General features: G+C 59.7%; 16 protein-coding genes, 5 tRNA genes and 1 riboswitch. Of the genes, 18 read left to right on the top strand and 3 right to left on the bottom strand.

Annotation, left to right across the window (positions count from 1 at the left end; all coding sequences use genetic code 11):
* The first annotated feature begins 64 nt into the window (after positions 1-64).
* The 9 genes from I6G90_RS20810 to I6G90_RS20850 all read left to right on the top strand — a co-directional run bounded on the left by I6G90_RS20810 (position 65) and on the right by I6G90_RS20850 (position 10,591).
* The gene (locus I6G90_RS20810) at positions 65-2,677 is read left to right on the top strand and encodes a glycosyl hydrolase family 18 protein (RefSeq protein ID WP_111805203.1); all 2,613 of its coding nucleotides are present in this window, start codon (positions 65-67) and stop codon (positions 2,675-2,677) included.
* Positions 2,678-2,758: 81 nt separating this feature from the next.
* Positions 2,759-4,684: a glycoside hydrolase family 19 protein gene (locus tag I6G90_RS20815; protein WP_042060960.1), complete on the top strand. Its 1,926-nt coding sequence runs from the start codon at positions 2,759-2,761 to the stop codon at positions 4,682-4,684.
* Between the two features lie 744 nt (positions 4,685-5,428).
* Positions 5,429-5,504 (top strand) — tRNA-Ala (locus I6G90_RS20820).
* A gap of 28 nt (positions 5,505-5,532) precedes the next feature.
* Positions 5,533-5,608 (top strand) — tRNA-Ala (locus tag I6G90_RS20825).
* Between the two features lie 63 nt (positions 5,609-5,671).
* Positions 5,672-5,747, top strand: a tRNA-Ala gene (locus I6G90_RS20830).
* A 48-nt stretch (positions 5,748-5,795) separates the two neighbouring features.
* Positions 5,796-5,871, top strand: a tRNA-Ala gene (locus I6G90_RS20835).
* A 33-nt stretch (positions 5,872-5,904) separates the two neighbouring features.
* A tRNA-Ala gene (locus I6G90_RS20840) sits at positions 5,905-5,980 on the top strand.
* A 299-nt stretch (positions 5,981-6,279) separates the two neighbouring features.
* A riboswitch (cyclic di-GMP riboswitch) is annotated at positions 6,280-6,362 on the top strand.
* 115 nt (positions 6,363-6,477) lie between these two features.
* A complete protein-coding gene (locus tag I6G90_RS20845; protein WP_408628298.1) occupies positions 6,478-9,507 on the top strand; it encodes a glycosyl hydrolase family 18 protein in 3,030 nt (1,009 codons plus the stop codon).
* 139 nt (positions 9,508-9,646) lie between these two features.
* Positions 9,647-10,591 carry a chemotaxis protein CheV gene (locus tag I6G90_RS20850; RefSeq protein ID WP_197929053.1) on the top strand — a complete coding sequence of 315 codons (945 nt, stop codon included), beginning with the start codon at positions 9,647-9,649 and terminating at the stop codon, positions 10,589-10,591.
* A gap of 183 nt (positions 10,592-10,774) precedes the next feature.
* Here the strand turns inward: I6G90_RS20850 and I6G90_RS20855 are convergent, their stop codons facing one another.
* Positions 10,775-11,386, bottom strand: coding sequence for an arylesterase (locus tag I6G90_RS20855; RefSeq protein WP_197929055.1), 612 nt, complete (start codon positions 11,384-11,386; stop codon positions 10,775-10,777).
* A gap of 56 nt (positions 11,387-11,442) precedes the next feature.
* Between I6G90_RS20855 and I6G90_RS20860 the strand changes: the two genes are divergently transcribed.
* Together I6G90_RS20860 and I6G90_RS20865 are read left to right on the top strand one after the other, a co-directional pair.
* The gene (locus tag I6G90_RS20860; RefSeq protein WP_197929057.1) at positions 11,443-12,138 is read left to right on the top strand and encodes an ABC transporter ATP-binding protein; all 696 of its coding nucleotides are present in this window, start codon (positions 11,443-11,445) and stop codon (positions 12,136-12,138) included.
* Between the two features lie 36 nt (positions 12,139-12,174).
* Positions 12,175-14,622, top strand: a complete 2,448-nt coding sequence (locus tag I6G90_RS20865) for an ABC transporter permease (protein ID WP_197931234.1) — start codon at positions 12,175-12,177, stop codon at positions 14,620-14,622.
* A gap of 116 nt (positions 14,623-14,738) precedes the next feature.
* Here I6G90_RS20865 and I6G90_RS20870 read toward each other — a convergent pair whose 3' ends face one another.
* The gene (locus I6G90_RS20870; RefSeq protein WP_197929059.1) at positions 14,739-15,644 is read right to left on the bottom strand and encodes a TIGR01777 family oxidoreductase; all 906 of its coding nucleotides are present in this window, start codon (positions 15,642-15,644) and stop codon (positions 14,739-14,741) included.
* Between the two features lie 253 nt (positions 15,645-15,897).
* Between I6G90_RS20870 and I6G90_RS20875 the strand changes: the two genes are divergently transcribed.
* Positions 15,898-17,427: an EAL domain-containing protein gene (locus tag I6G90_RS20875; RefSeq protein ID WP_197929061.1), complete on the top strand. Its 1,530-nt coding sequence runs from the start codon at positions 15,898-15,900 to the stop codon at positions 17,425-17,427.
* Between the two features lie 73 nt (positions 17,428-17,500).
* On the opposite strand, the gene I6G90_RS20880 is transcribed toward I6G90_RS20875, so the two are convergent.
* The gene (locus tag I6G90_RS20880; RefSeq protein ID WP_197929063.1) at positions 17,501-18,682 is read right to left on the bottom strand and encodes an aminotransferase-like domain-containing protein; all 1,182 of its coding nucleotides are present in this window, start codon (positions 18,680-18,682) and stop codon (positions 17,501-17,503) included.
* Positions 18,683-19,007: 325 nt separating this feature from the next.
* Here I6G90_RS20880 and trmB point away from each other — a divergent pair, with 325 nt between their 5' ends.
* The 6 genes from trmB (at position 19,008) to I6G90_RS20910 (ending at position 23,471) form a co-directional block, all read left to right on the top strand.
* Complete coding sequence (gene trmB, locus I6G90_RS20885; RefSeq protein WP_058052727.1) at positions 19,008-19,721, top strand: tRNA (guanosine(46)-N7)-methyltransferase TrmB; 714 nt, start codon at positions 19,008-19,010, stop codon at positions 19,719-19,721.
* Between the two features lie 43 nt (positions 19,722-19,764).
* Entirely contained in the window at positions 19,765-20,097 is a 333-nt protein-coding gene (locus I6G90_RS20890; protein WP_033135330.1) for a YggL family protein, read from the top strand.
* 123 nt (positions 20,098-20,220) lie between these two features.
* Positions 20,221-21,141, top strand: coding sequence for a glutaminase B (gene glsB / locus I6G90_RS20895; RefSeq protein ID WP_042658397.1), 921 nt, complete (start codon positions 20,221-20,223; stop codon positions 21,139-21,141).
* Between the two features lie 29 nt (positions 21,142-21,170).
* Positions 21,171-22,466: a sulfurtransferase gene (locus tag I6G90_RS20900; RefSeq protein ID WP_042658398.1), complete on the top strand. Its 1,296-nt coding sequence runs from the start codon at positions 21,171-21,173 to the stop codon at positions 22,464-22,466.
* A 218-nt stretch (positions 22,467-22,684) separates the two neighbouring features.
* Positions 22,685-22,894 carry a YgdI/YgdR family lipoprotein gene (locus I6G90_RS20905; RefSeq protein WP_005335219.1) on the top strand — a complete coding sequence of 70 codons (210 nt, stop codon included), beginning with the start codon at positions 22,685-22,687 and terminating at the stop codon, positions 22,892-22,894.
* Between the two features lie 175 nt (positions 22,895-23,069).
* Positions 23,070-23,471: a DUF2541 family protein gene (locus I6G90_RS20910; protein ID WP_042012781.1), complete on the top strand. Its 402-nt coding sequence runs from the start codon at positions 23,070-23,072 to the stop codon at positions 23,469-23,471.
* Positions 23,472-23,493 lie beyond the last annotated feature (22 nt).

The raw sequence follows: 23,493 nt of genomic DNA on the forward strand, positions 1-23,493 counted from the left end.
ATTTTTGTGTTACCTGTCGTGTTGCGTTGCCCTTTCGTTTTTCCATAACGTAAAGGAAAGCAATATGCTAAGTCCAAAACCCGCATTGCTGGCCATGATGGTCGGTACTCTGCTCGCTTCATCTGCCGCTCATGCTGCCGCACCGGGCAAACCCGCCATCGGTTGGGGCCCCACCAAGTTTGCCATCGTCGAAGTCAATCAGTCTGCGACCGCTTATAACGAGCTGGTCAAGGTCAAGGATGGCGCCGATGTGACCGTCACCTGGAACATCTGGAGCGGCGATATCGGTCAGAGTGCCAAGGTGCTGCTGGATGGCAAGGAAGTCTGGTCCGGTCCCTCGTCGGCGGCGGGCACCGCCACCTTCAAGGTGCACAAGGGGGGCCGCTATCAGATGCAGGTCGCGCTGTGCAACGGCGATGGCTGCACCCTGTCCGATGCCAAGGAGATCGTGGTCGCCGATACCGATGGCAGCCACCTCGCACCGCTCAAGCCTGCCCTGCAGGAGAATAACAAACCCTATGTCAACAAGTCCGGCAAGGTGGTCGGTACCTACTATGTGGAGTGGGGCGTCTACGATCGCAACTTCAGCGTGGACAAGCTGCCCGCCCAGAACCTGACCCATATCCTCTATGGCTTCACTCCGATCTGTGGTGGTGATGGCCTCAACGACAGCCTCAAGGAGATCTCCGGCAGCTTCCAGGCGCTGCAGCGCTCCTGTGCCGGTCGCAAGGATTTCCAGGTCGCCATTCACGACCCCTGGGCGGCACTGCAAAAAGGGCAGGGTTCGCTGGTCGCCTGGGATGAGCCTTACAAGGGCAACTTCGGCAACCTGATGGCCCTCAAACAGGCCTATCCTGACCTGAAGATCCTCCCCTCCGTTGGTGGCTGGACCCTCTCCGATCCCTTCTTCTTTATGCATGACAAGGCCAAGCGCGACGTGTTCGTCGCCTCGGTCAAAGAGTTCCTGCAGACCTGGAAGTTCTTCGACGGTGTAGACATCGATTTCGAGTATCCGGGTGGCGACGGTGCCAACCCCAATCTGGGTGACAAGAGCAAGGATGGTGAAACCTATGTGCTGATCATGAAGGATCTGCGCGCCATGCTCGACGAGCTGGAAGCAGAGACCGGTCGCACCTATCAGCTCACCTCTGCCATCGGTGCCGGTTACGACAAGATTGAGGATGTGGACTACAAGGCTGCCCAGCAGTACATGGATCATCTCTTCGTGATGAGTTACGACTACAACGGTGGCTGGAGCAACACCTCTCTGGGCCATCAGGCCAACCTCTATCAGGCCACCAACGGCTCGGCCAACAAGCGCTACAACACCAATGAAGCGGTTAATCTGCTGCTGGCTCAAGGTGTTGATTCCGAGAAGCTGGTTATTGGTGCCGCCATGTATGGCCGTGGCTGGAAAGGGGTGAGCGGCTATCAGGGCAACGATCCCTTCACCGGTACCGCCACCGGCAAGATCAAGGGTACCTGGGAAGATGGTGTGCTGGACTATCGCCACATCGTCAACGGCCACATGGGCGCGGGTTGGGAGTACAACTACGACGAGACCGCCGAAGCGGCCACCCTGTTCAAGCCCTCCACCGGTGAGCTGATCACCTATGACGATGAACGCTCGGTCAAGGCGAAAGGCCAGTATGTGCTGACTCACAAGCTGGGTGGTCTCTTCTCCTGGGAGATCGATGCCGACAACGGCGACATCCTCAACGCCATGCACGAAGGGCTCGGCCATGGCGAGGGGATCACCCCGCCAGTCAACAAGCCGCCGGTTGCCAACGCGGGTAGCGATGTGACCGTGACCGGTCCGGCCTCCCTGACGCTGGATGGCTCCGCTTCTCACGATCCGGAAAAAGGCACCCTGACGTACAGCTGGAAGCAGCTCTCCGGCCCACCAGCCGTGCTGAGTGATGCCACTCAGGCCAAGGTGCGGGTCGATGTGAATGCCGTGAGCGCCGATACCGCGCTGGTGTTCGAGCTGACCGTGACCGATGACCATCAACTGACCGCCAAGGATCAGGTGGTGGTGACCAACAAGGCGCCGCAACCCAACCTCCCACCAGTGGTCACCCTGCCCGCCAGCGTCAAGGTGGAAGCGGGCAAACAGGTGAGCATCACTGCCAAGGCATCCGACCCCAATGGCGACGAGCTGATCTATCAATGGCAAGTGCCTGCCGGTATCACGGCGACCGGCCAGAACAGCGCCACCCTGGTGGTCACCGGCCCGGCGGTCGATGTCGAAACCGGTTATGACCTCTCCGTGACAGTCTCTGACGGTGCGCTCGACGCCAACGCGGCAACCCGCCTCACCGTTACCCCGATCAACGAAGGCGGCGAGGGTGGCTCCTGCAACACCACCGACCCGGAAGCGGCCAACGTCCCTGCATGGCAGGCCAGCAAGGTCTATAACGGCGGTGACAAGGTGAGCCATAACCAGCTGGTATGGCGTGCCAAGTACTGGACTCAGGGCAATGAGCCGAGCCGTTCCGCCGATCAGTGGGCGCTGTTGAGTCAGGTTGATCTGGGCTGGAACGCGGCCGTTGCCTACAACGGCGGTGATCTGACCAACCACAACGGCCGTCAGTGGAAGGCCAAATGGTGGACCCAGGGTAACGAGCCGGGCAAACACGATGTCTGGCTGGATGTCGGGGCGGCAAGCTGCCGTTAAGTTGAAATCATTATGATAGTGGCGGGGTCTGATGAGACCCCGTCTTTTCCTGCTGAAAACCTTAGTCAGAGAGCAACAATAATGAAAAAAAATCGCATCACCCTTCTGCTTGCCAGCTTGATGCTGAGCGGCCACCTGTGGGCGGCCGAGGCATATGACATCAACAAATCCTATCCGGGCGGTAGCCAGGTCAACTACAACGGTCAGGTGTTCGAGGCCAAGTGGTGGGTCAATCCGGGTCAGACTCCCGGCATGGCGGTGGCCAACGAGTGGGATACCCCGTGGAAACTGATCGGCGAAGGGGAAGTGACCCCGCCGGATAATGGCGATGGTGATGACAAGCCCACGCCGCCGACTCCCACCCCGCCGGATGGCAGCACCACCCCTGTCTACATGAGCCAGGCCGAGCTGGATGCCAAAGAGCAGGCGCTGACCGATTTCCCGGCGATGGAAGCGGTCAAGGCCTCCATTGCTACCCGTGACAATCTGGTGGTGGAAGCGGTGCAACCGGGTCGTGTCGACAACCCGGACAACGTCAAGCTGGTAGAGAGCCTGCTGAGCGAAAGCCAGTTCAACTACCTGTTCCCGCTGCGCGCTCCGGAGTATACCTATCGCGGCCTGTTGCAGGCGGCCGCCAAGTTCCCGGCCCTGTGCAGCAACTACAGCGATGGTCGCGATGCCGAGGCCATCTGTCGCAAGACTCTGGCGACCATGTTCGCCCACTTCGCCCAGGAGACCGGCGGCCACGAGAGCTGGCGTCCGGAGGCCGAGTGGCGTCAGGCGCTGGTCTATGTCCGTGAAATGGGGTGGACCGAAGCGATGCGCGGTGGTTACAACGCCGAGTGCAGTCCCAGCGTATGGCAGGGTCAGCAGTGGCCATGCGGCACCTTCGACAATGGCGAGTTCAAGAGCTATTTCGGTCGCGGTGCCAAGCAGCTCTCTTACAACTACAACTATGGCCCCTTCTCCGAGGCGATGTTCGGCACGGTACGCACCCTGCTCGACCAGCCGGAGCTGGTGGCCGACAGCTGGTTGAACCTCGCCAGCGCGGTGTTCTTCTACACCTATCCGCAGCCGCCAAAGCCCTCCATGCTCCATGTCATCGACGGCACCTGGCAGCCGAACGAGCACGACAAGCAGAACGGTCTGGTACCCGGTTTCGGTGTGACCACCCAGATCATCAACGGCGGGGTGGAGTGTGGTGGCAGTGCCGAACACGCCCAGTCCCAGAACCGCATCAACTACTATCGTGAATTTGCCAACTATCTGGCCGTGGCGGTTCCTGCTGACGAAGTGCTCGGCTGCAAGAACATGAAGTACTTTGACAACCAGGGCTCCGGTGCCCTGCCTATCTACTGGGAGCAGGACTGGAGCTATGTGGCCGAGAACCCCAACGGCGGCAAGAGCTATGCGTGCAAGCTGGTGGGCTACCAGACCCGCTTCAGCGCCTTCAAGGAGGGTGACTACAGCCGCTGCGTCCAGCATTTCTATCCCGAGCTGGTGATTGAAGACAATGGTGGCGGCACCAACCTGCCACCGGTGGCCACTATCACCGGCCCGGCGCAGGCCGAAGGTGGCAGCAAGGTGATCTTGTCCGCCCAGCACTCCAGCGATCCGGAAGGCAAGCCGCTGAGCTATGCCTGGACCATTCCGGCCGGCGCCGCTGCCCCGGCGCTGGATCAGGTGACCCTGGAGCTGACTCTGCCCAAGCCGGCCAGCGATACCAAACTGGATATCAAACTGACGGTGACCGATGAAGGGAGCCTGAGCCGTAGCGCCAGCCATGCCCTGCTGGTCAAAGGGGAAGAGGGGGGCGTGACGCCGCCGGATGGCGACTACCCCGCCTACAAGGCAGGCACCCCCTACAAAGCGGGCGAGCGCGTCAGCAATGGCGACGCCAGCTACGAGTGCAAACCGCATCCCTACACCGGCTGGTGTTCCGGTGCCGCCTGGGCCTATGAGCCCGGCAAGGGAACCGCATGGAGCGATGCCTGGATCAAGCTGTGATCCGGCAATGAGCCGATGCAATAAAAGATGGGGCCTGCGGGCCCCATTGTTGTTTGGTGGAGTTCAGGTGTGGCCGAGGTATTGCTCTGGCCGGGACAGGACAGCACCTGATGGCGCTGCGACAGGATGTGTGTGATGTGGTTTTATTACTATTATTGGTGAAGTACTTTCACGGTTCACTTGCCGTAGCGGAAGTAGTATTCACGGGTGGACGGTGCATAGGCATCTTTCTCTACAATGCCGCTCTTGGTGGTTGCGCCCTTGAGGCGGAACAGGACTGCCAGATTCTCAAACATGGTTTACCTCATCGCTCTGTCATTTATGGTTATGGTGTGTGACCTGGGTCACGGTTTGATCCTATGGCTATTTGTGAGCTGGATCAACTTTTTGTGTTGTAAATTTACCAAAATCATGGAAAGGGTTTTCAAATGCAAAGCTCTTTATGGAAAGGCTTTCCCGGGGGGACGGGGGAGAACCTGCTTGCCAGCCAGCAAAAGAGGCCAGCGAGCGAGAGTCTTATATAGAGAAGGGAGCATGTCAGATGACCTGCGCGTTATCGGGGTTTGAGCCGATTTATGACATAAAACAGAGAGATAGCGTGCTCCTTGCTGGTAAAAGCAGCGAACTGCTGCAATTTTGACTAAACGAATCAATCGCGGTTATTTTAGGGTTGACAGCAAAGCGGGTGATGCCTATCATGCGCCTCCGTTGCCGGAGATAACTTCGTCAGCGCCGAGGTGAGTTGGGGTTATAGCTCAGCTGGGAGAGCGCTTGCATGGCATGCAAGAGGTCCGCGGTTCGATCCCGCGTAGCTCCACCAAATTCTCCTCGAACAATCTGGAATCAAAGGGGTTATAGCTCAGCTGGGAGAGCGCTTGCATGGCATGCAAGAGGTCCGCGGTTCGATCCCGCGTAGCTCCACCAGGTTCCTGATTGAAATGAAGTACCCAAGGCAGTGCGGTGTGTATCACCCAGGCCGACCTTTGTGGGGTTATAGCTCAGCTGGGAGAGCGCTTGCATGGCATGCAAGAGGTCCGCGGTTCGATCCCGCGTAGCTCCACCACTATTTAGGATAAATGGCCGCCAGAACCATTTATTCAGTACCGAATTTGGGGTTATAGCTCAGCTGGGAGAGCGCTTGCATGGCATGCAAGAGGTCCGCGGTTCGATCCCGCGTAGCTCCACCAAATTCAGAGTGACGTCAGTCATTCACACAAATCGGGGTTATAGCTCAGCTGGGAGAGCGCTTGCATGGCATGCAAGAGGTCCGCGGTTCGATCCCGCGTAGCTCCACCAAATTCTTGTTACAAGAAGCAAAAAGGCCACCGCATCGCGGTGGCCTTTTTGTTTTCTCCCACCATCATTATTTCTAATTGTTTTCCCGGCCATCAATCTGGCCTACAGTGTCTCCCCCCCAAAAGCATGTCAGTCTGCAAAGAATTACTGATTAAGCTGCTCTCTTGAGCTTGTTCCCATTCACCAGCCTATTTTGCTGTTCGCCAATCAGCCACTTCATGTCAATGATAATTCTCTTTGAGAATAAAGATTGAGGGGGGAGTGTTGCCTTTCTATACTGGGCTCGTTCCTCACGGAACCCAGGTAAAGGGCAAACCGGCAGTGATGTCGGGGCGCAATGCTTCCGGTCTGGATCATGGATCCAGATAGCGGGGTTTCCCTGGGTGAGGGTGGTTTTTGTGGCAGGTCCATTGCCAGTTGTCTGCGCCCATCACGCAGGTTGCGATTGTTCTTTGCCTTGGTGAACCATGCCAAGACAAAACAAGGAAGATAACAATATGCAACAGCTCTTCAGACCCAGCAGGCTTGCCATGCTGGTCGCCCTTGCGGCTGCGCCCGCCTGGGCTCAGGCCGCTTATCCCGCCTACAAATCCGGCACTGCCTACAAGGCTGGCGATATCGTCAGCAACGTCGGCGCCCTCTACGAGTGCAAGGAATTTCCCTATTCAGGCTGGTGCGGGGCATCCCCCTATCACTATGAGCCGGGGGTCGGCGTGGTCTGGGCCGATGCCTGGAAGCTCTATGGCGGCGAAGTGCCCCCTCCGGCGCTCGGCGTGGCCGTCAGCTCACCGGCTACCGGAGCCAGTTTCAATGAAGGCGCCAGCGTGGCGTTGGCTGTGACCCTGAGCGGCCCGGTGACGGCGCTGGTCAAAGTTGAATACCTTGTTGATGGCAAGCTGGTCGCCACGGCGAACGCTTCGCCCTGGAATGCCAGCTGGAGTGCAGCCGGAGTGGGGGCCCATACCCTCAAAGCACGCGCACAGGATAAAGATGGCAAGCTGCTGAGCGAGGCAGATTCCAGCTTCAGCGTCGCCGCCGTGGCCGCGCCAGAGGCGCCCAAGGCGAGCATCAGCAGTCCGGCCAATGGCGCCAAAGTAACGCTGGGTCGCAGTGTGGCGGTGAGTGGCAATGTCACCGATGCCAACAACGATGTGGCCAAAGTCGAGCTCTATGTCGATGGCAAGAAGGTGGGCGAAGATACCACTGCCCCCTGGCAGGTGAACTGGACGCCGGATGCCAAAGGAAGTGCCGCCCTCAAGCTGGTGGCTACCGACAAGACCAATCTGAGCGGCGAATCGGCGGCGGTGACCGTCACTGTCGAGGAGGCCGCGCTGCCGCCCGATGGCGGTAACCTCTCTTGCGATATTCGCCAGATCTACCGTCCGGATGGCTACGAGTGCATGGGGGATGACCATGCCCGCCGGGTCATCGGCTACTTCACCTCCTGGCGCACCGGCAAGAATGGCCTGCCCGCCTATCTGGTGAGCGATATTCCGTGGAACAAGATCACCCACATCAACTACGCCTTCGCGGCGGTGGATGAGCAGAGCCATCAGGTCAAGGTGGACGACGCTGCCACCAAGATGACCTGGGATGGTGTGCCGGGTGCCGAGATGGATCCTGAATTCGCCTACAAGGGCCACTTCAACCTGCTGTCGAAGTACAAGAAGCAGTATCCGGACGTGAAGACCCTGATCTCGGTCGGGGGCTGGGCCGATACACGTGGCTTCTACACAGCCACCACCAAGGGTGACTGCTCGGTCAATACTGCCGGTATCAGCACCCTGGCTGACTCGGCGGTGAGCTTTATCCGCCAGTACGGCTTTGACGGGGTCGATATCGACTACGAATACCCCACCTCGATGAAGGATGCGGGCAACCCCAACGACTTCCCGCTTTCCAACCAGTGCCGTGCCAAGCTGTTTGCCAACTACGAGGTGCTGATGAAGACCTTGCGGGCGCGGCTCGACAACGCCGGTAACGAAGATGGCCGCAAGTATATGCTGACCATCGCCTCACCGGCTTCGGCCTATCTGCTGCGCGGGATGGAGAACTTCCAGGTCACCCAGTACCTCGATTACGTCAACCTGATGACCTATGACTTCCACGGTGCCTGGAACCACTTTGTCGGCCACAACGCGGCGCTGTTCGACAACAATGCCGACCCCGAGCTCTCCCATTGGGGCGTCTATACCCAGGCCCAGTTTGGCGGCATCGGTTACCTCAACGCCGCCTGGTCTGCCCACTACTTCCGCGGTGCGCTGGCGGCCGGCAAGATCAACGTCGGTGTGCCCTATTACACCCGCGGTTGGCAGGGGGTGAGTGGTGGCAGTCACGGGTTGGGTGGCAAGGCGGCCTTGCCGAGTCAGAGTGATTGTCAGCCTGGCACCGGTGGCAGCACGATTCCGTGCGGCAACGGGGCGGTCGGCATCGACAACATCTGGCACGATCTGGACAAGAACGGCAAAGAGATCGGCGGTGGCGCCGTGCCCATGTGGCATGCCAAGAACCTGGAGCATGCGGCCAGCCTCGGCATCACCACGTTGCCGAGCTACGGCACTGCCTGGGGTCTGGATCCCAACAATCCGGCCCATGTGATGCAGGGCAAGTATGTGCGTTACTACGATGACAAAGCCCACGCGCCCTGGCTCTGGAACGAAGAGAAGAAGGTGTTCCTCTCCACCGAAGATGAAGAGTCCATGGGCCACAAGCTGGACTACATCATCAAGCGTGGTCTGGGGGGCGTGATGTTCTGGGAGATGGCAGGCGACTACGCCTTCGATCCGGCCAAGAACGAGTACGGTATGGGCAGCACTCTGACTACTCTTGCCTACGACAAGTTCGCCAAGGCAACCCCGTACAACACCAAGCAGAATGATCTGGCCGCGCCGAGCGCCCAGCTCGATATCCAGATCAGCCTCTCCGGCTTCAAGGAAGGGGACTCCAACTACCCGATCAACCCGAAACTCAAGCTGGTCAACAAGTCGACCCAGACCATTCCGGGCGGCGCGCGCATCGAGTTTCTGGTGCCCACCTCCACCTCTGACACCATCACGGATCAGAGTGGCATGGGGCTGAAAGTGGTGGAGAGCGGTGGCAACGACAACTCGGAAGGCATAGCCAACGAGAAGGACTTCCACAAGGTCGCCATGAACCTGCCGGGCTGGCAGACCCTGGCACCGGGGGCCGAGATTGAAGTCGCTATGACCTACTATCTGCCTGCGGCGGGTGTGCCGAGCGGGATGCGGATCATCAGCGGCAGCCAGACCATCGGTCTCAAGGCTGAGTTCCCGACCCTGCCGGAGGCCGTGCTGGGCTCGGGTGGCGGTGAGAATCCGGGCACCAGCTGCAGCAGCCAGAACGTCAATCCGGCGGCCTACAAGGCCTATCCGAGCTGGCCGCAGGGGGATCATGCCAATGGCGGCGATCGCATTACCCATAACAAGGTGGTGTGGCAGGCGAACTGGTGGACCAGCAGCGAGCCCAAGGCAACCGATGGCAGCTGGAAATCCGTATGTAGCTATTGATTTTAAAATCAATGGGATAAGTGAGGCTTCGGCCTCACTTTTTTTGTCTGGTTGGTCGCTCTGGTTGAAAATGCGTCTGCCTTTCCTGACAGGCAGCCTCTATAATAGAGTCGATTAATAATCAGATGGATATCAGCGTATGGCGAGTATATTGGATTCCGTTGATCAACGAACTCAACTGGTGGGTGAAAACCGCCTCGAGTTGTTGATGTTTCGTCTCGGCACCCGTCAGATGTTCGCCATCAACGTCTTCAAAGTGCGGGAAGTGGTCAAGCTGCCCCACCTCAGCAAGATGCCGGGTTCCCATCACAATATCAGCGGGGTGGCCAATATCCGCGGTACCTCGATCCCGGTGATCAACCTGCGCAGCGCCATCGGCATGCGTCCCATGCCTATCGACAGTGAATCCAACCTCATCATCACCGAGTACAACCGCACCATTCAGGGCTTTCTGGTGGGGCAGGTGGCCAACATCGTCAACATGACCTGGAAGGATATCCTGCCGCCACCGCGCTCGGCCGGGCGCGCCAACTACCTGACTGCCATCACCCGTATTCCCGAGGACGGCGTCGATCAGATCGTCGAGATCATCGATGTAGAGAAGGTGTTGGCGGAGATCATCACCTATGACATCCGGATCTCCGAAGAGGTGCTGGATCGGGAGATCCTGCCCGAGATGCATGGCCGCAAAGTGCTGATCGTCGATGACTCCAGCACCGCCCGCAATCTGGTGCGCGAGACCCTGGGCCAGCTTGGGCTTGAGGTGATCGAGTGTCAGGATGGCTTGCAGGCGCTGACTCTGCTGAAAGGGTGGTGCGATGCTGGCAAGAAGGTGACCGACGAGATCCTGCTGATGATCACCGATGCCGAGATGCCGGAGATGGATGGCTACCGTCTGACCCACGAGGTGCGCAGTGATCCGCGCATGTCCGATCTCTTTATCACCCTCAATACTTCACTCAGTGGCAATTTCAACGAGGCCATGGTCAAGAAAGTAGGTTGTGACCGCTTTATCTCCAAGTTCCAGCCCGATCTGCTGGTGGGCGTCACGCAGGAGCGGCTGCGCCAGGTGCTGGAAAACTGAGACGCAGCCAACCGGTTTTTCTCAATCAATAACAAAACATCCCGCTTCGGCGGGATGTTTTGTTATGGGATATTGGCGATGGGTTGGTTGAACCAAGGTGCCACGCAGAGGTCATCGACCGCTCAAAACATCCGATTTTGGCGGGATGTTTTGTTGTGGAATATTGGCAATAGACAGGCGGGCTTATTGGTTGAGCAGGGGCTCCATAAAGCGGGCCACTTTATCGCGGATTTGGGGCTGGGCCGCCGGGGTGGGGTGAATGCCATCGTTCATCATAAGTTCAGGGCGCTGCGCAATATCATCCATGAAGAAGGGCAGCAGCGGCAGATCGTTGATCTCTGCCAGTTCAGGGAGGATCTGCTCGAACTGGCGCAGGTAGCGGGCACCGTAGTTGCGGGGCAGCTGGATCTGGGTCAACACCACACGGGTCTGCTGCTCCTTGGCGAGCGCAATCATATTGGCCAGATTCTGGCGAGTAATGGTCGGCGCGAAGCCGCGCAGGCCGTCGTTGCCCCCCAGCTCGATCAGCAGCCAGTCGGGATTGTGCTCTTTCAGCAGGGCGGGCAGACGGGCCAGCGCCCCTTGGGTCGTTTCACCGCTGATGCTGGCATTGAGCAGGGTGTGTTTGCCCCCCTCCTCCTGCCATTTCTGGTTGAGCAGGGCGGGCCAGCTCTGCTCAAGCTGCATCTGATAGCCGGCGCTCAGGCTGTCTCCCAGCACCAGCAGAGTCTGGGCCTGAACCGACGAGAGCAGGCTGCCAAGGCCAACCAACAAGGCAAACAGAATACGCACCATCAATTCAACTCCCGCTATGGATTGCCATCAAGGGATTGGAACAAAGGACACAGAGCATGAGTTCAACCCCCATTATTGTCGTCAAGGGCCTCGGCAAATCGGTTCGCCTCGGCCAGGAAAGCCTCACCATCCTTGAAGGGATCGATCTGCAAGTCAATAGCGGCGAGACGGTGGCACTGGTCGGCGCCTCCGGCTCCGGCAAGTCCACCCTGCTGGGGCTGTTGGCCGGACTCGACTTGCCGAGTCAGGGGGATATCGAGATCCTCGGCAAATCCCTGGGTGAGTTGGATGAAGAGGGGCGGGCCCGATTGCGCGCCGAGCAGATTGGCTTTGTGTTCCAGTCGTTCCTGCTGCTCCCGACCATGACGGCGCTGGAGAATGTGATGCTGCCTGCCGAGCTGCGCGGCGAGCGCGATTGCGAACCAAGGGCCCGCGAACTGCTGGTGGCGGTCGGGCTTGGCGAGCGGTTGCACCATCTGCCGCCACGGCTCTCTGGCGGTGAGCAGCAGCGGGTGGCCATTGCCCGGGCCTTTATGACTCGTCCCAGCCTGCTGTTGGCGGACGAGCCGACCGGCAACCTCGACAGCAAGACCGGCGAGAAGGTGATCGAGCTGCTGTTTGAACTCAATCGCAAGCACGGCACAACGCTGGTGGTGGTGACCCATGATCATCAGCTGGCCGAGCGCTGCCAGCGGCAGCTGGTCATGACGGCAGGTCGGCTGGATCGCGAGGTGGCCCATGATGTGGTGTAACAGGGTGAGCTGCGGATCAGGCGGGAGATGCAAGGGATGATGCAGTGGCGATTGGGCTGGCGATTGCTTCGCCGGGAAGGTTTCAGCGGCGAGCTGCGCTGGTTTGTGCTGGCGCTGGCGCTGAGCGTGGCATGCGTCTTGAGTGTGGCATTGGTGGCGGATCGGCTCGATGCCGGACTCAAGGCATCGGGCCGTGACTTTATCGGGGCGGATCGGGTGCTGCGCACTGCCGCAGCTATGCCGGATGGCTGGTTGGCCCGTGCGAAACAGGATGGCTTGGCGGTGCAGACCACCGTCAGCTTCAACAGCATGCTGTTTCATGGCGATGCGTTGCAGCTCGCCTCCATTCGGGCGGTGCCCGACGGTTTCCCCTTCTACGGCAAGCTGGAGCTGGAACCGGCCCGCGCCCCGGCCCCCGGCGAGATCTGGCTCTCCGCCAGGGTGATGCAGCTGCTGCAGGCCAAAACGGGGGATGAGCTGGAGGTAGGCAATACAGTGCTCAAGGTGGCCGGTCTGCTTGGCGAGGAGCCGGATCAGGGCTTCAGCCCCTTCCTGCTGGCACCGCGGGCGCTGATCCACAGCACCGATATCGAGGCGACCGGCGCCCTGTTACCGGGTAGCCGCCAGCAGTGGCGCTATCTGTTCAAGGGGCCGCGAGAGTCGCTGGCCCGTTACGAACAGTGGCTACTGCCGCAGTTGCAGGCCGGACAGAAGTGGATCAAACCGGATGACAGTGAATCCCGGGTGGGCCGCTCGCTGGCCAATGCCGAACGTTTCTTCCGGCTTGCCTCGCTAAGCGGGGTGTTGTTGGGGGCGCTGGCGATGGGCATCGCGGTGCGCCACTTTGCCGAGCGCCAGACCAATATGGTGGCGCTGCTCAAAACGCTGGGGGCATCCCGTCGCTCGCTCTGGCAACTGATGGGAACCCTGCTGCTGTCGTTGACGCTAATCGGCGCGTTGCTGGGGTTGGTGGCGGGCACTGCCATGCAGTGGATCACCTTGCAACTGCTGGGGGACCTGCTGCCGCCGGATCTGCCGCCTCCCTCCTGGCGCCCCTTTGCTCTGGGTGTAGCGGTGGCGCTCTTTATCACCCTGCTGCTCGCTTTTGTGCCCTTCTTGCGGCTGTTGAAAGTGCCGCCGCTGCGGGTATTGCGCCGGGAGCTGGAGGCGGGCATTCCCCCCTGGCTGGCGCTACCGGTCGGTTTGCTCGGGCTGTTTGCGCTGGTCTGGGGCTTTACCGCCGATGTGCGGCTGGCACTGGGTCTGGTCGGTGGCATGGGCTTGCTGATGGGGCTGCTGGCCCTGCTGGCGGCGCTGATGTTGCGGCTGGGAGCAAAAGTGAACGGGCCTCATGCCTTGCGGCTGGCGCTGGCACACCTGTCGCGCGAGCGCAGCAGCGGCCTGTTCCAGCTGGCGGGTTTTGCGCTGGCATTGATGTTGTTTGGTTTGCTCTGGGCGGCTCGAGTCGATCTGCTGGATGAGTTTTCGGCTCGTCTGCCCGTCGATGCGCCCAACCGGTTTCTGGTCAACGTGGCGGAAAACGAGCGGGAGGGGATCCTGAGCGAACTGGCCGCGGCGGGGGCCGTGACCTCGGACTTCTATCCCATGGTGCGCGGCAGGCTGACCCATATCGCCGGTGAGACGGTGGGCGAGGGGGCCAGCAGTGGCCGTGAAGGGGTCGATCGGGAGCTCAACTTCACCACCACGGCTACCCTGCCAACCGACAACAAGCTGGTGGCCGGGAAATGGCTCGCCGGCCCCGGCGAGGTGTCGGTGGATAGCGAGCTGGCCAAGCGGCTCGACATCAAGCTGGGGGACATGCTCGCCTTTACTATCGAGGGACGCAGCTTCGGCGCCAGGGTCACCAGTTTGCGCAGCATCAAGTGGGACAATATGCGGCCCAACTTCTACATGATTTTCTCCGGGGATCTGCTGGCCCCCTTCTCAAGTACTTGGCTGGGCAGCTACCGGCTGCCCGAGGCGGGGCGCACTGCCGAGGTTGAGCTTATTCGCCGTCATCCCACGGTGAGCCTGATCGATGTGGATGATCTGATTGCGCGGCTCACCCAGGTATCGGAGCAGGTGAGCCGGGCGCTGGCCCTGATGCTGGGACTGGTGACGGTGGCGGCGCTGCTGGTGGTGCTGACCCAGACCCAGGCCAGCATGGCCCAGCGTCGGCGCGAGTTGCTGCTGATGCGCACCCTGGGTGCCAGCAGCGACCTGCTGAAAAAGATGCTGCGCTGGGAGCTGGTGGCCAGTGGCGCGCTGGCGGGGCTCTGTGCAGCCATGGTGGTGGAGCTCTGCTCCTTTGGCCTGCAGTGGTGGTGGTTCGAGGGGCAGTGGCAGTTCCACTGGGCCATCTGGCTCGGCCTGCCGACGCTGGGAGCCTTGCTGGTGACGCTGGCCGGGCAGGGGATGCAACGCCAGCTGTTGGCTGGCACCCTCAGCGATCGGCTGCGGGGGCTGGGTCAGGGGTTGTTGTAATCTCGCCAGAACGAGCCGATGCCACAAGGTGCAATCTAGCATCCACCATAAACAAGCAGCCCGGCCATTGGCCAGGCTGCTTGTTATGCGAGGCGCAGACGATCCGGCACAGCGAGTTAACGGGGCTCGTGCAGCAGATTGGTGAGGGCGTTCGGCAGCTCGGGATAGCTGAAGTGAAAACCGGCCTGTTGCAGCCGAACTGGTATCACCTTTTGTCCGGTCAGCAGCAGATCTGCCGCTTCCCCCATCACCAGTTGCAGCAACGGCGCGGGGACGAAGAAGAGGTGCGGGCGGTGCAGCGTCGCGGCCAGGGTCTGGCTGAACTCCCGGTTGCTGACCGGATGGGGCGCAGTGCCATTAAAGATGCCGCTGCACTCTTCGTGCTCCAGCAGGAACAGCATGGCGCGCACCAAATCCTGCACATGGATCCAGCTCATCATCTGGCTGCCCGACCCCATGGGGCCGCCGAGTCCGAGTCGGTAGGGAGGGAGCATTTTGGGCAGGGCGCCGCCATCCATGCCAAGCACCAGCCCGATCCGCACGATGCAGACCCGGGTCTGGCTGCTCTGGGCCTCCTGCGCCAGGGTCTCCCACTGCTGGCAGAGCTGGTGGGTGAACTCGTCGTTGGGAGAGCGGCACTGCTCGTCGAGGGTTTCGGTGCCCTGTCTGCCATACCAGCCGATGGCGGATGCGTTGATCAGCACCTTGGGCGGCGTGCTGGATAGCTTGATGAGATCTACCAGTTGCTCGGTCAGTAGCCAGCGGCTATCGCAGAGCAGCTGTTTGCGCGACTCGCTCCAGCGTCCGGCGGCGATGGGTTCGCCGGCCAGATTGATCACCGCGTCCACGTCATTGAGGTCATCGAGCCGGTCGAGGTTATCCAATACCTTGATATCGTGGCCCAGCAGGGAGTAAGCGCGGCTCCCCTGCCTGCTCAAGACCACGACCTCGTGATTGACCTTGAGATGGGCAACCAGCTTGCGGCCGATAAAGCCGGTTCCTCCGGTAATAAGAATCTTCATCGCTGCACGCTCCTGCTGCCGTTTGCTCTACTCTAATGGCGCTGCCCCGCTTCAACAAGGGAGATACCGAGAGAACATATTGTCACCTTGATATGTGTTAACCATATCTCCCCTTGGTAACATATTGTTGAACAATACGCTGATTTGATTGATTTTTGTAAGGTGGACATTTGTTGAGCGGTCGCTATTATTGCGACCCTTTGCGCCTGTCCACCGGGGTTGCTACCACTCATCGTGTATCAAAGAGGCCACCATGCCATTTCGCCGTCTGAAACTTCGCCAGCTCTCCATGAGGATTCTTATGGCGCTAATGATGGGGTGCGGGATCCTGTTGCTAGGGGGCATTTCCGTCATCTGGCAAACAGTGACGGAGATCGAGCAGGATGCCGAGTCACGGTTGCAGCGTGCCCAGCTGATGTTTGATCGCATCATGAGCCATGCCCGGCAAGCGGCCACTAATGTGGAGGGGATGGTTGGCCACCCCTGTTCGGAGGCTGCATTGCAACTGCGTGCCCAGGTACTGACGGTGCCCGATGTGCGCTCCGCCAATCTGGCTATCGGGCGCCGAATCTACTGTACGTCTCTGTATGGCGAGTATGATGGCCCTATGGGTCCGGACAACTATGTCGACGGTAAGCTACAACTGTTCAGCGGTAATGACACAACACCAGATAGACCGCTGATTGTGTTGCGTCATGAGGTTGAGAAAGGGAGTGCGCTGATCGCTGTGGATGGCTACTACCTGCTTAATACCCTTGATATCGCCAGCAAGAACTCCTCGATGGCCTTGGTGGTCGGTGACAAAGCGCTGTTTGGCTCAGGTCAGGTCGCGGCTGCGCCCTCTCCTGCTGAGGAGGGGTATATGGCACTCTCGTCAGCCAGCTTCCCATATCAGGTAGCGACACTGGTGACGAAGGATGATTATCTGGCCCATGCATGGCGCTACTCCAGAGACACGTTGCTCCTCTCTCCGCTGCTGGCATTGCTGATTGGATTCGGTACTTTCAGGCTGATGGGGCGTAGCAGCTCGCCAGCGGAGGAGCTCAAGCGGGCGCTGATCGAGGAGGAGTTTATTCCCTACCTGCAGCCGGTGGTCACTGGCGCTGATGAGCAGTGTCGCGGTTGTGAGGTGCTGATGCGCTGGCAGCATCCCAAACAGGGGATGATCTCGCCGGATCGCTTTATTCCGCTGGCGGAAGATAGTGGCCTGATTGTGCCCATGACCAGCCTGTTGATGGCCCAGGTGCGGGATCACTTCGCCCCTCACGCCAGTAAGCTGCCGGCAGGATTTCATTTCGGTTTCAATATCTGCGCCAGCCACTGCAAGGATCTGAGTCTGCTGATCGATTGCCGGGCCTTTATCAATGCTTTCAAGGATAACCCGGTCAAACTGGTGCTGGAGCTGACCGAGCGGGAGCTGATCGTGGCGGACGAGACGACCGACCAGCTGTTTGCCGAGTTGCGTCAGCTGGGGGTCATGATCGCCATCGATGACTTTGGTACCGGCCACTCCAGCCTGACTTACCTGCAGCAGTTTCAGGTCGATGCCTTGAAGATCGATCAGAGCTTCGTCGGGATGATCGGCTCCGATGCCCTCTCCAGCCATATTGTCGAGAATGTGATCGATCTGGCGACCAGACTGGGGCTGCAACTGGTGGCCGAAGGGGTGGAGACTCAGGTGCAGGCGGACTATCTGCAGGCGCGTCACGTCGATTATCTGCAAGGGTATCTCTACGGCCGCCCCATCCCGATGAAGCAGTTCCGCCAGACCCTGTTTGGCTGATGGATTGCGTTGAGGGCACAAAAAAACCAGCGATCTCTCGCTGGTTTTTTGTTGGTGCCGTTTGAGCTGACGATCAGAGCATGCGCTGGAGGGCGCGGGCCAAGCGTTTGACCCCCTCCTCGATGGTCGCTTCATCGACGCAGGAGAAGCTCAGGCGCAGGGTGTTCTTGATCTCGGGGCGCACATAGAAGGGAGCGCCGGGCACGAAAGCCACCTTCTCCTTGATCGCCTCGTCAAACAGCGCCATGGCACTGATGTGGGCTGGCAGGGTCAGCCAGAGGAACATACCCCCTTCCGGTCGGGTGTAGCTGACGCCGGGCGGGCAGTGACGGGCCAGCGCAGCCTCCATGGCGGCACGTTGGCGGCCATAGACCTCCTTGATCTTCTCCAGATGGGCATCCAGCGAGTTATCGCTCAGGAAGCGGTGCAGCACCTGCTGGCTGAAGGCGTTGCTGTGCAGGTCGGTGGCCTGCTTGGCGATGGTCACCTTCTTGCGCAACCAGTCCGGCACCAGCATCCAGCCCAGACGGAAGGCGGGTACCACGGTTTTCGAGAAGGAGCCGAGCAGCACGGTATTGTTTGGCGCCAGCTTGGCAATGGGGGGCAGGTGCTCCCCCTCGAAACGCAGCTCGCCGTAGGGATCATCTTCCACCATCAGAAGCTCGTGGCTGACCAGCCGCTCGGCCAGCGCCTCGCGGTTGGCACGGCTGTAGGAGACGCCGCTCGGGTTCTGGAAGTTGGGCACACCGTAGAGCAGTTTGGCATTGGAGCCGCTGGCCAGCAGCGCATCCAGCGCCGCCAGATCCAGCCCCTCTTCTTCAAGGGTGATCGGCTTGAAGGTGGGCTGGTAGACAGAGAAGGCCTGAATGGCGCCAAGATAGCCCGGCTCCTCAATGATCAGATCCTGACCTTCGTCGATCAGCACCTTGCCCAGCAGATCCAGCGCCTGCTGGGAGCCGCTGGTGATCAGGATGTTGTCCGGATTGACTTGCATGCCGTGGCGGGCCAGATAGCGGTCGGCGATATACTGGCGCAGCGGGGCGAAGCCCTCGGTCGCCGCATATTGCAGGGCGGCAGCCCCTTGCTCGCGCAGTACATCCTGACAGGCCTGATCGATCGCCTTGACCGGAAACAGGTGGGGATTGGGCAGGCCACCGGCGAAGGAGATGATCTCCGGATTGGCGGCAACTTTGAGGATTTCACGGATAAAGGAAGGCTCGACCTTCTCGAAGCGCTGGGCAAAAAACGGCTGCATAGACAATTCTCTCGGCATGTGGGCGGTCGCTCCATTCGACCACCAGGTTATCCGTTTGTATCAGATTTCAGAATTGAGGCAATGATTGTCACAAAAATCGCCAAAAAAGGGCTGGATTGACTCTGATTCGGCGTATATTGAGCGGTTGTTCGGGACGAAGGGGCAGGATGGAATATTTGTTGTGCGAAACACTTGCGCCTTGGGCCTATCTTGGGATAATTCGCTCCCCTGTTTTCGCGGGCGATGACATGATGCGCCGCGAGCGGTCCCGTTCGGGATCGGACACAAGATGTATTACCCGGATTGATGAAATAACGAGACCATTATGCCTGTGACCCAAGATGTATTTAACGAAGACGGCAAGTTCATGCGCAAGATCCGCAGCTTTGTCCGTCGCGAAGGCCGCCTGACCAAAGGGCAGGAGAAGGCCCTGGAAGAGCTCTGGCCGGTCATGGGTATCGATTTTGCGCCAGCGCCGCTCGATATGGTCGCGCTGTTTGGCCGCGAGGCTCCGGTGGTGCTGGAGATCGGCTTTGGCATGGGCGCCTCTCTGGTCGAGATGGCCAAGAATGCCCCCGAGAAGAACTTCATCGGCATCGAAGTACACTCCCCGGGCGTGGGTGCCTGTCTGGGTACCGCTCAGGAAGCGGGTGTCACCAATCTCAAGGTGATCTGCCACGATGCGGTCGAGGTGCTGGAGCACATGATCCCGAATGGCTCACTCTCCTGCCTGCAACTGTTCTTCCCGGACCCCTGGCACAAGAGCCGTCATCACAAGCGTCGCATCGTACAGCCGGCGTTTGCCCAGGACATTCGCCAGAAGCTGGCCATCGGTGGCGTGTTCCACATGGCGACCGACTGGGAAAACTATGCCGAGCACATGCTGGAAGTGATGAGCGCCGCCGAGGGTTACGAGAACACCTCCGCCACCGGCAACTGGGTGCCCCGTCCGGACTGGCGTCCGCTGACCAAATTTGAACAGCGTGGCCACCGTCTCGGTCACGGGGTTTGGGACCTGATTTTCAAGCGTGTCAGCTAAGCTGGCGCGTCAACTCGCGTATCAACTAACTTGAGGAGCTATCATGGCCAATCGTAGCCGCCGTCTGCGTAAGAAACTGCGTGTCGATGAATTCCAGGAGATGGGTTTCGACATCAGTTTTAATTTCCCGGTCGGCACTGCCGAAGAGACCATCGATGCGGTAGTCGATGCGATGATCGATGAAGTGATCGAACCCCGTAAGCTGGCGTTTGCCGGTTCCGGCCACCTGGCCTGGGAAGGGATGATCTGCACCCAGCAACTGGGCAAATGTACCGAAGAAGACCGCGCTGCGATCAAATCCTGGCTGGAAGGCAAGGGGATGGAAGCCGTGGTGGTCACCGAGCTGTTCGACCTCTGGTACGGTGAGCCGGCCTGATACAAGGCTGCCGCGTCTGGCGCCTTGTTGTGGGTAACTGGAAAAATCCCGCCGCTGGCGGGATTTTTGTCAGTGGGGATGGGATCTCCACCGCTGTTTTAGTCATGGAATCGCTTATTGCTTATGGTGTTGTCATCCGAATTACTGGCCAGCATCCTTGAAGAGGTGCGCCCGTTGCTGGGACAAGGCAAGGTGGCCGACTACATTCCGGCACTGGCTCAGGTTCCGGCCGATCGGCTCGGTATCGCAGTCTGTACCGTCGAGGGGGAGCTGTTCACCGCCGGTGACGCTTTTGAACCCTTCTCCATCCAGAGTATCTCCAAGGCCCTGAGCCTGACCCTGGCACTCACCCTCTATCAGGAGGAGGAGATCTGGGCCCGGGTGGGCAAGGAGCCCTCCGGCCAGCCCTTCAACTCGCTGGTGCAGCTCGAGTTCGAGCAGGGCATTCCCCGCAACCCCTTTATCAATGCCGGGGCGCTGGTGGTGAGCGATCTGCTGGAGACCCGCCTCACCGCGCCGCGTCAACGCACCCTCGAGCTGGTGCGTCGCCTCAGTGGCAACCCGGCCATCATGGCGGATCAGGTGGTGGCCCGCTCCGAATATCAGCACTCGGCCCGCAACGCTGCCATCGCCTATCTGATGAAGGCCTACGGCAACTTCGAAAACGAAGTGGACAAGGTGCTGCAAAGCTACTTCAATGCCTGTGCCATCCGCATGAGCTGCGTCGATCTGGCGCGGGCATTTATCTATCTGGCCAACCGTGGTGTGCCACTGGGCGACAGCGTGCCGCTGCTGCCTGCTCGCACGACCAAACAGGTCAACGCCCTGCTCGCCACCTGCGGTCTCTATGATGAGGCGGGCGATTTTGCCTATCGGGTTGGCATGCCGGGCAAATCGGGCGTCGGTGGCGGTATCATCGCCCTGATCCCGGGCGAGCTCTGCGTCTGTGTCTGGTCGCCCGAGCTCAACAAAGCCGGCAACTCGCTGGCGGGCACGGCGGCGCTGGAGCTGCTGGCCGAGCGGCTGGGTCGCTCCATTTTTTAACCTTGTTCACTATGAATCGAGACATCATCATGAAACGACATCTTCGCTTCCTGCAGGCCGCGCTGGCGACCTTACTGCTCTGGTGTGCCCTGCCCGCCGTGGCAGGGGAATTGCCACCGCTCTCGCTGGCCGATGCCAAGGCCAAACAGGCGGTCATCCTGGATACCCGCGCCAGCTACTTCTATCAGGGGTGGCCGATGGAAGGGGAGAAACAGGGCGGTCATGTGGCGGGCGCCGAGAACCTCTCTGCCGAGTGGAAATACAGCGATGAAGAGTGGCCAAAGGCGCTCGAGATCAAGGGGCTGAAAGCCGATCGTCCGGTTGCGCTCTACGGTGCGTCCCGCGAAGTGGCCGAGGTGGCCCGTCTGCTGCGCAAGCAGGGGATCAAGCAGCTGTTCGAGCTGCAAGGGTGGCAAGCCGCACCGCGCGAGTCGCTGGCACGCTGGCAGCAGCTGGTCTATCCGCGCTGGTTGGCAGATCTGCAAGAGGGCAAGCCGGTTGCCGCAGCGCCCAAAGGTGACTGGAAGCTGTTTGAAGTGGATTGGGGTTCACCCAAGGCCTACCTCATCAGCCACATCCCGGGGGCCGGTTATATCGATACCAACAGCCTCGAAGAGGAGCCGCTGTGGAACAAGGTCTCTGACGAAGCGCTCAAGAAGCTGCTGCTGGACAACGGCATCCGTCACGACACCACCGTTATCCTCTATGGTCGCAACACCATGGCGGCTGCCCGTGCCGCGCATCTGATGATGTATGCGGGGGTGGAAGATGTGCGCCTGCTGGATGGTGGTCTGGATGCCTGGTTCGTGCAGCATCTGCGCACCGAAACCGGTCTGCCCAACAAATATGAGCCGGTGAAGGAGTTTGGCGTGGCCATTCCCGCTCACCCCGAGTACTACACCACGCTAAGTCAGGCGAAAGAGCTGCTCAAGCAGCCCGATAGCGCGCTGGTCAGCGTGCGTACCTGGGACGAGTTTGTCGGCAATACCTCCGGTTACAGCTACATCAAGCCGAAGGGCGATATCCCGGGGGCCAAGTGGGGTCACGGCGGGGTGGATGCCAACAGCATGAGCGACTTCCACAATCCGGACGGCACCATGAAGCCGGCCCGCGAGATCCTCGCCATGTGGGACCAGTGGAACATCGAGCCGACCCAGCAGGCCGCGTTCTATTGCGGTACCGGCTGGCGCGCCTCCGAAGCCTTCTTCTACGCCTGGCTGATGGATTGGAAACAGATCAGCGTCTACGACGGCGGCTGGTACGAGTGGAGCATGGATCCCAAGAATCCGACCGTGACCGGTGAGCGTCAGCCCGCCAAGTCATGATTGCGCTCTTGCGCTCTAGAGAAGAGGCCGGACAGATGTCCGGCCTTTTTCATTGCTTGCTCCCCAAAGCCATTCACTCCACCAAACCAGATAGCGATGTTAAGTTGCTGATTATTGACGGCGATCCCGCTTTGCTCATCCCGCCATCCCGTGCCGTGCGATTGAACTAGGCTTCAAGAAACATCCTCGTTGTGAGGGTGAAGGGAGAAGAGGCAGCAATGAAAAAACTGATGATGATCCTGGTGTGCGCCTTGGGGCTGGTGGCATGCAGTTCCCAATACATCATGAGCACCAAGGATGGCAAGATGATCACCACCGAGAGCAAGCCCAAGCTGGATGAGAGCACCGGCATGTACCGCTATTACGATCACGAAGGGCGCGAGGTGATGATCAAGAAGGATGACGTCACCCAAATCATGGAGCGTTGATCTTCTTTTGAGGCTTGGGGCTGCCATTTGGCGGCCCTTTTTGTATTCAGGGGGATAGCGTTTATCGAGGTTGTGATCCTCCAATGAGGCTGGCACTGGCGCCATCCCGGACCGGATACAGCTTCTGTTATGGTTCGGTCCGTATCATAACGCTCCGTTTTTTATTGGAGGTGTTATGTCCCTGAATTCTATCTGGCGTAAAGCGTGTTCCGGTCGTGCTCTGTTTGGCGCTCTCTTGTTGGTGGCGGCGTCGGCTTGTCAGGCCGGTGATGATCAGTTCACCCTTGGCCGCACCATCTTGCTGGGAATTGGTGATCATGGCGCCACCATTCCAATGGTTGCCTGCCGTCAGACCAAATATATCAAGGTGAAGGCGGAGCGTGATTTGACGCTGGATCGGATCGTGGTGACATATGGCAGCAATCGTACCAAGACCATCAAATTTGATCGCGATATGCGCGCTGACAAAGAGACCGAATGGAAATCTCTCGGTTCCAGAGTCTGTGTAAAACGGCTGGAAGTGTACGGCAATTCGGAAGGCAGCAAAGCGGGCGTCAAAGTATTTGGTCGCAAATAAGCGAGCGCTGAAGCACTGTTAT

The sequence above is a fragment of the Aeromonas allosaccharophila genome (assembly GCF_016026615.1).
Lineage (GTDB): Bacteria > Pseudomonadota > Gammaproteobacteria > Enterobacterales > Aeromonadaceae > Aeromonas > Aeromonas allosaccharophila.

Excerpts from the sequence above, each read along its gene's own strand:
- I6G90_RS20845 (WP_408628298.1), top strand. The coding sequence starts at position 6,478 with ATGCAACAGCTCTTCAGACCCAGCAGGCTTGCCATGCTGGTCGCCCTT.
- trmB (WP_058052727.1), top strand. The coding sequence starts at position 19,008 with ATGCCTGTGACCCAAGATGTATTTAACGAAGACGGCAAGTTCATGCGC.
- I6G90_RS20910 (WP_042012781.1), top strand. The coding sequence starts at position 23,070 with ATGTCCCTGAATTCTATCTGGCGTAAAGCGTGTTCCGGTCGTGCTCTG.
- I6G90_RS20875 (WP_197929061.1), top strand. The coding sequence starts at position 15,898 with ATGCCATTTCGCCGTCTGAAACTTCGCCAGCTCTCCATGAGGATTCTT.
- I6G90_RS20865 (WP_197931234.1), top strand. The coding sequence starts at position 12,175 with ATGATGCAGTGGCGATTGGGCTGGCGATTGCTTCGCCGGGAAGGTTTC.
- I6G90_RS20890 (WP_033135330.1), top strand. The coding sequence starts at position 19,765 with ATGGCCAATCGTAGCCGCCGTCTGCGTAAGAAACTGCGTGTCGATGAA.
- I6G90_RS20880 (WP_197929063.1), bottom strand. The coding sequence starts at position 18,682 with ATGCAGCCGTTTTTTGCCCAGCGCTTCGAGAAGGTCGAGCCTTCCTTT.
- I6G90_RS20810 (WP_111805203.1), top strand. The coding sequence starts at position 65 with ATGCTAAGTCCAAAACCCGCATTGCTGGCCATGATGGTCGGTACTCTG.
- I6G90_RS20860 (WP_197929057.1), top strand. The coding sequence starts at position 11,443 with ATGAGTTCAACCCCCATTATTGTCGTCAAGGGCCTCGGCAAATCGGTT.
- I6G90_RS20855 (WP_197929055.1), bottom strand. The coding sequence starts at position 11,386 with ATGGTGCGTATTCTGTTTGCCTTGTTGGTTGGCCTTGGCAGCCTGCTC.
- I6G90_RS20905 (WP_005335219.1), top strand. The coding sequence starts at position 22,685 with ATGAAAAAACTGATGATGATCCTGGTGTGCGCCTTGGGGCTGGTGGCA.
- I6G90_RS20900 (WP_042658398.1), top strand. The coding sequence starts at position 21,171 with ATGAAACGACATCTTCGCTTCCTGCAGGCCGCGCTGGCGACCTTACTG.
- I6G90_RS20870 (WP_197929059.1), bottom strand. The coding sequence starts at position 15,644 with ATGAAGATTCTTATTACCGGAGGAACCGGCTTTATCGGCCGCAAGCTG.
- glsB (WP_042658397.1), top strand. The coding sequence starts at position 20,221 with ATGGTGTTGTCATCCGAATTACTGGCCAGCATCCTTGAAGAGGTGCGC.
- I6G90_RS20815 (WP_042060960.1), top strand. The coding sequence starts at position 2,759 with ATGAAAAAAAATCGCATCACCCTTCTGCTTGCCAGCTTGATGCTGAGC.
- I6G90_RS20850 (WP_197929053.1), top strand. The coding sequence starts at position 9,647 with ATGGCGAGTATATTGGATTCCGTTGATCAACGAACTCAACTGGTGGGT.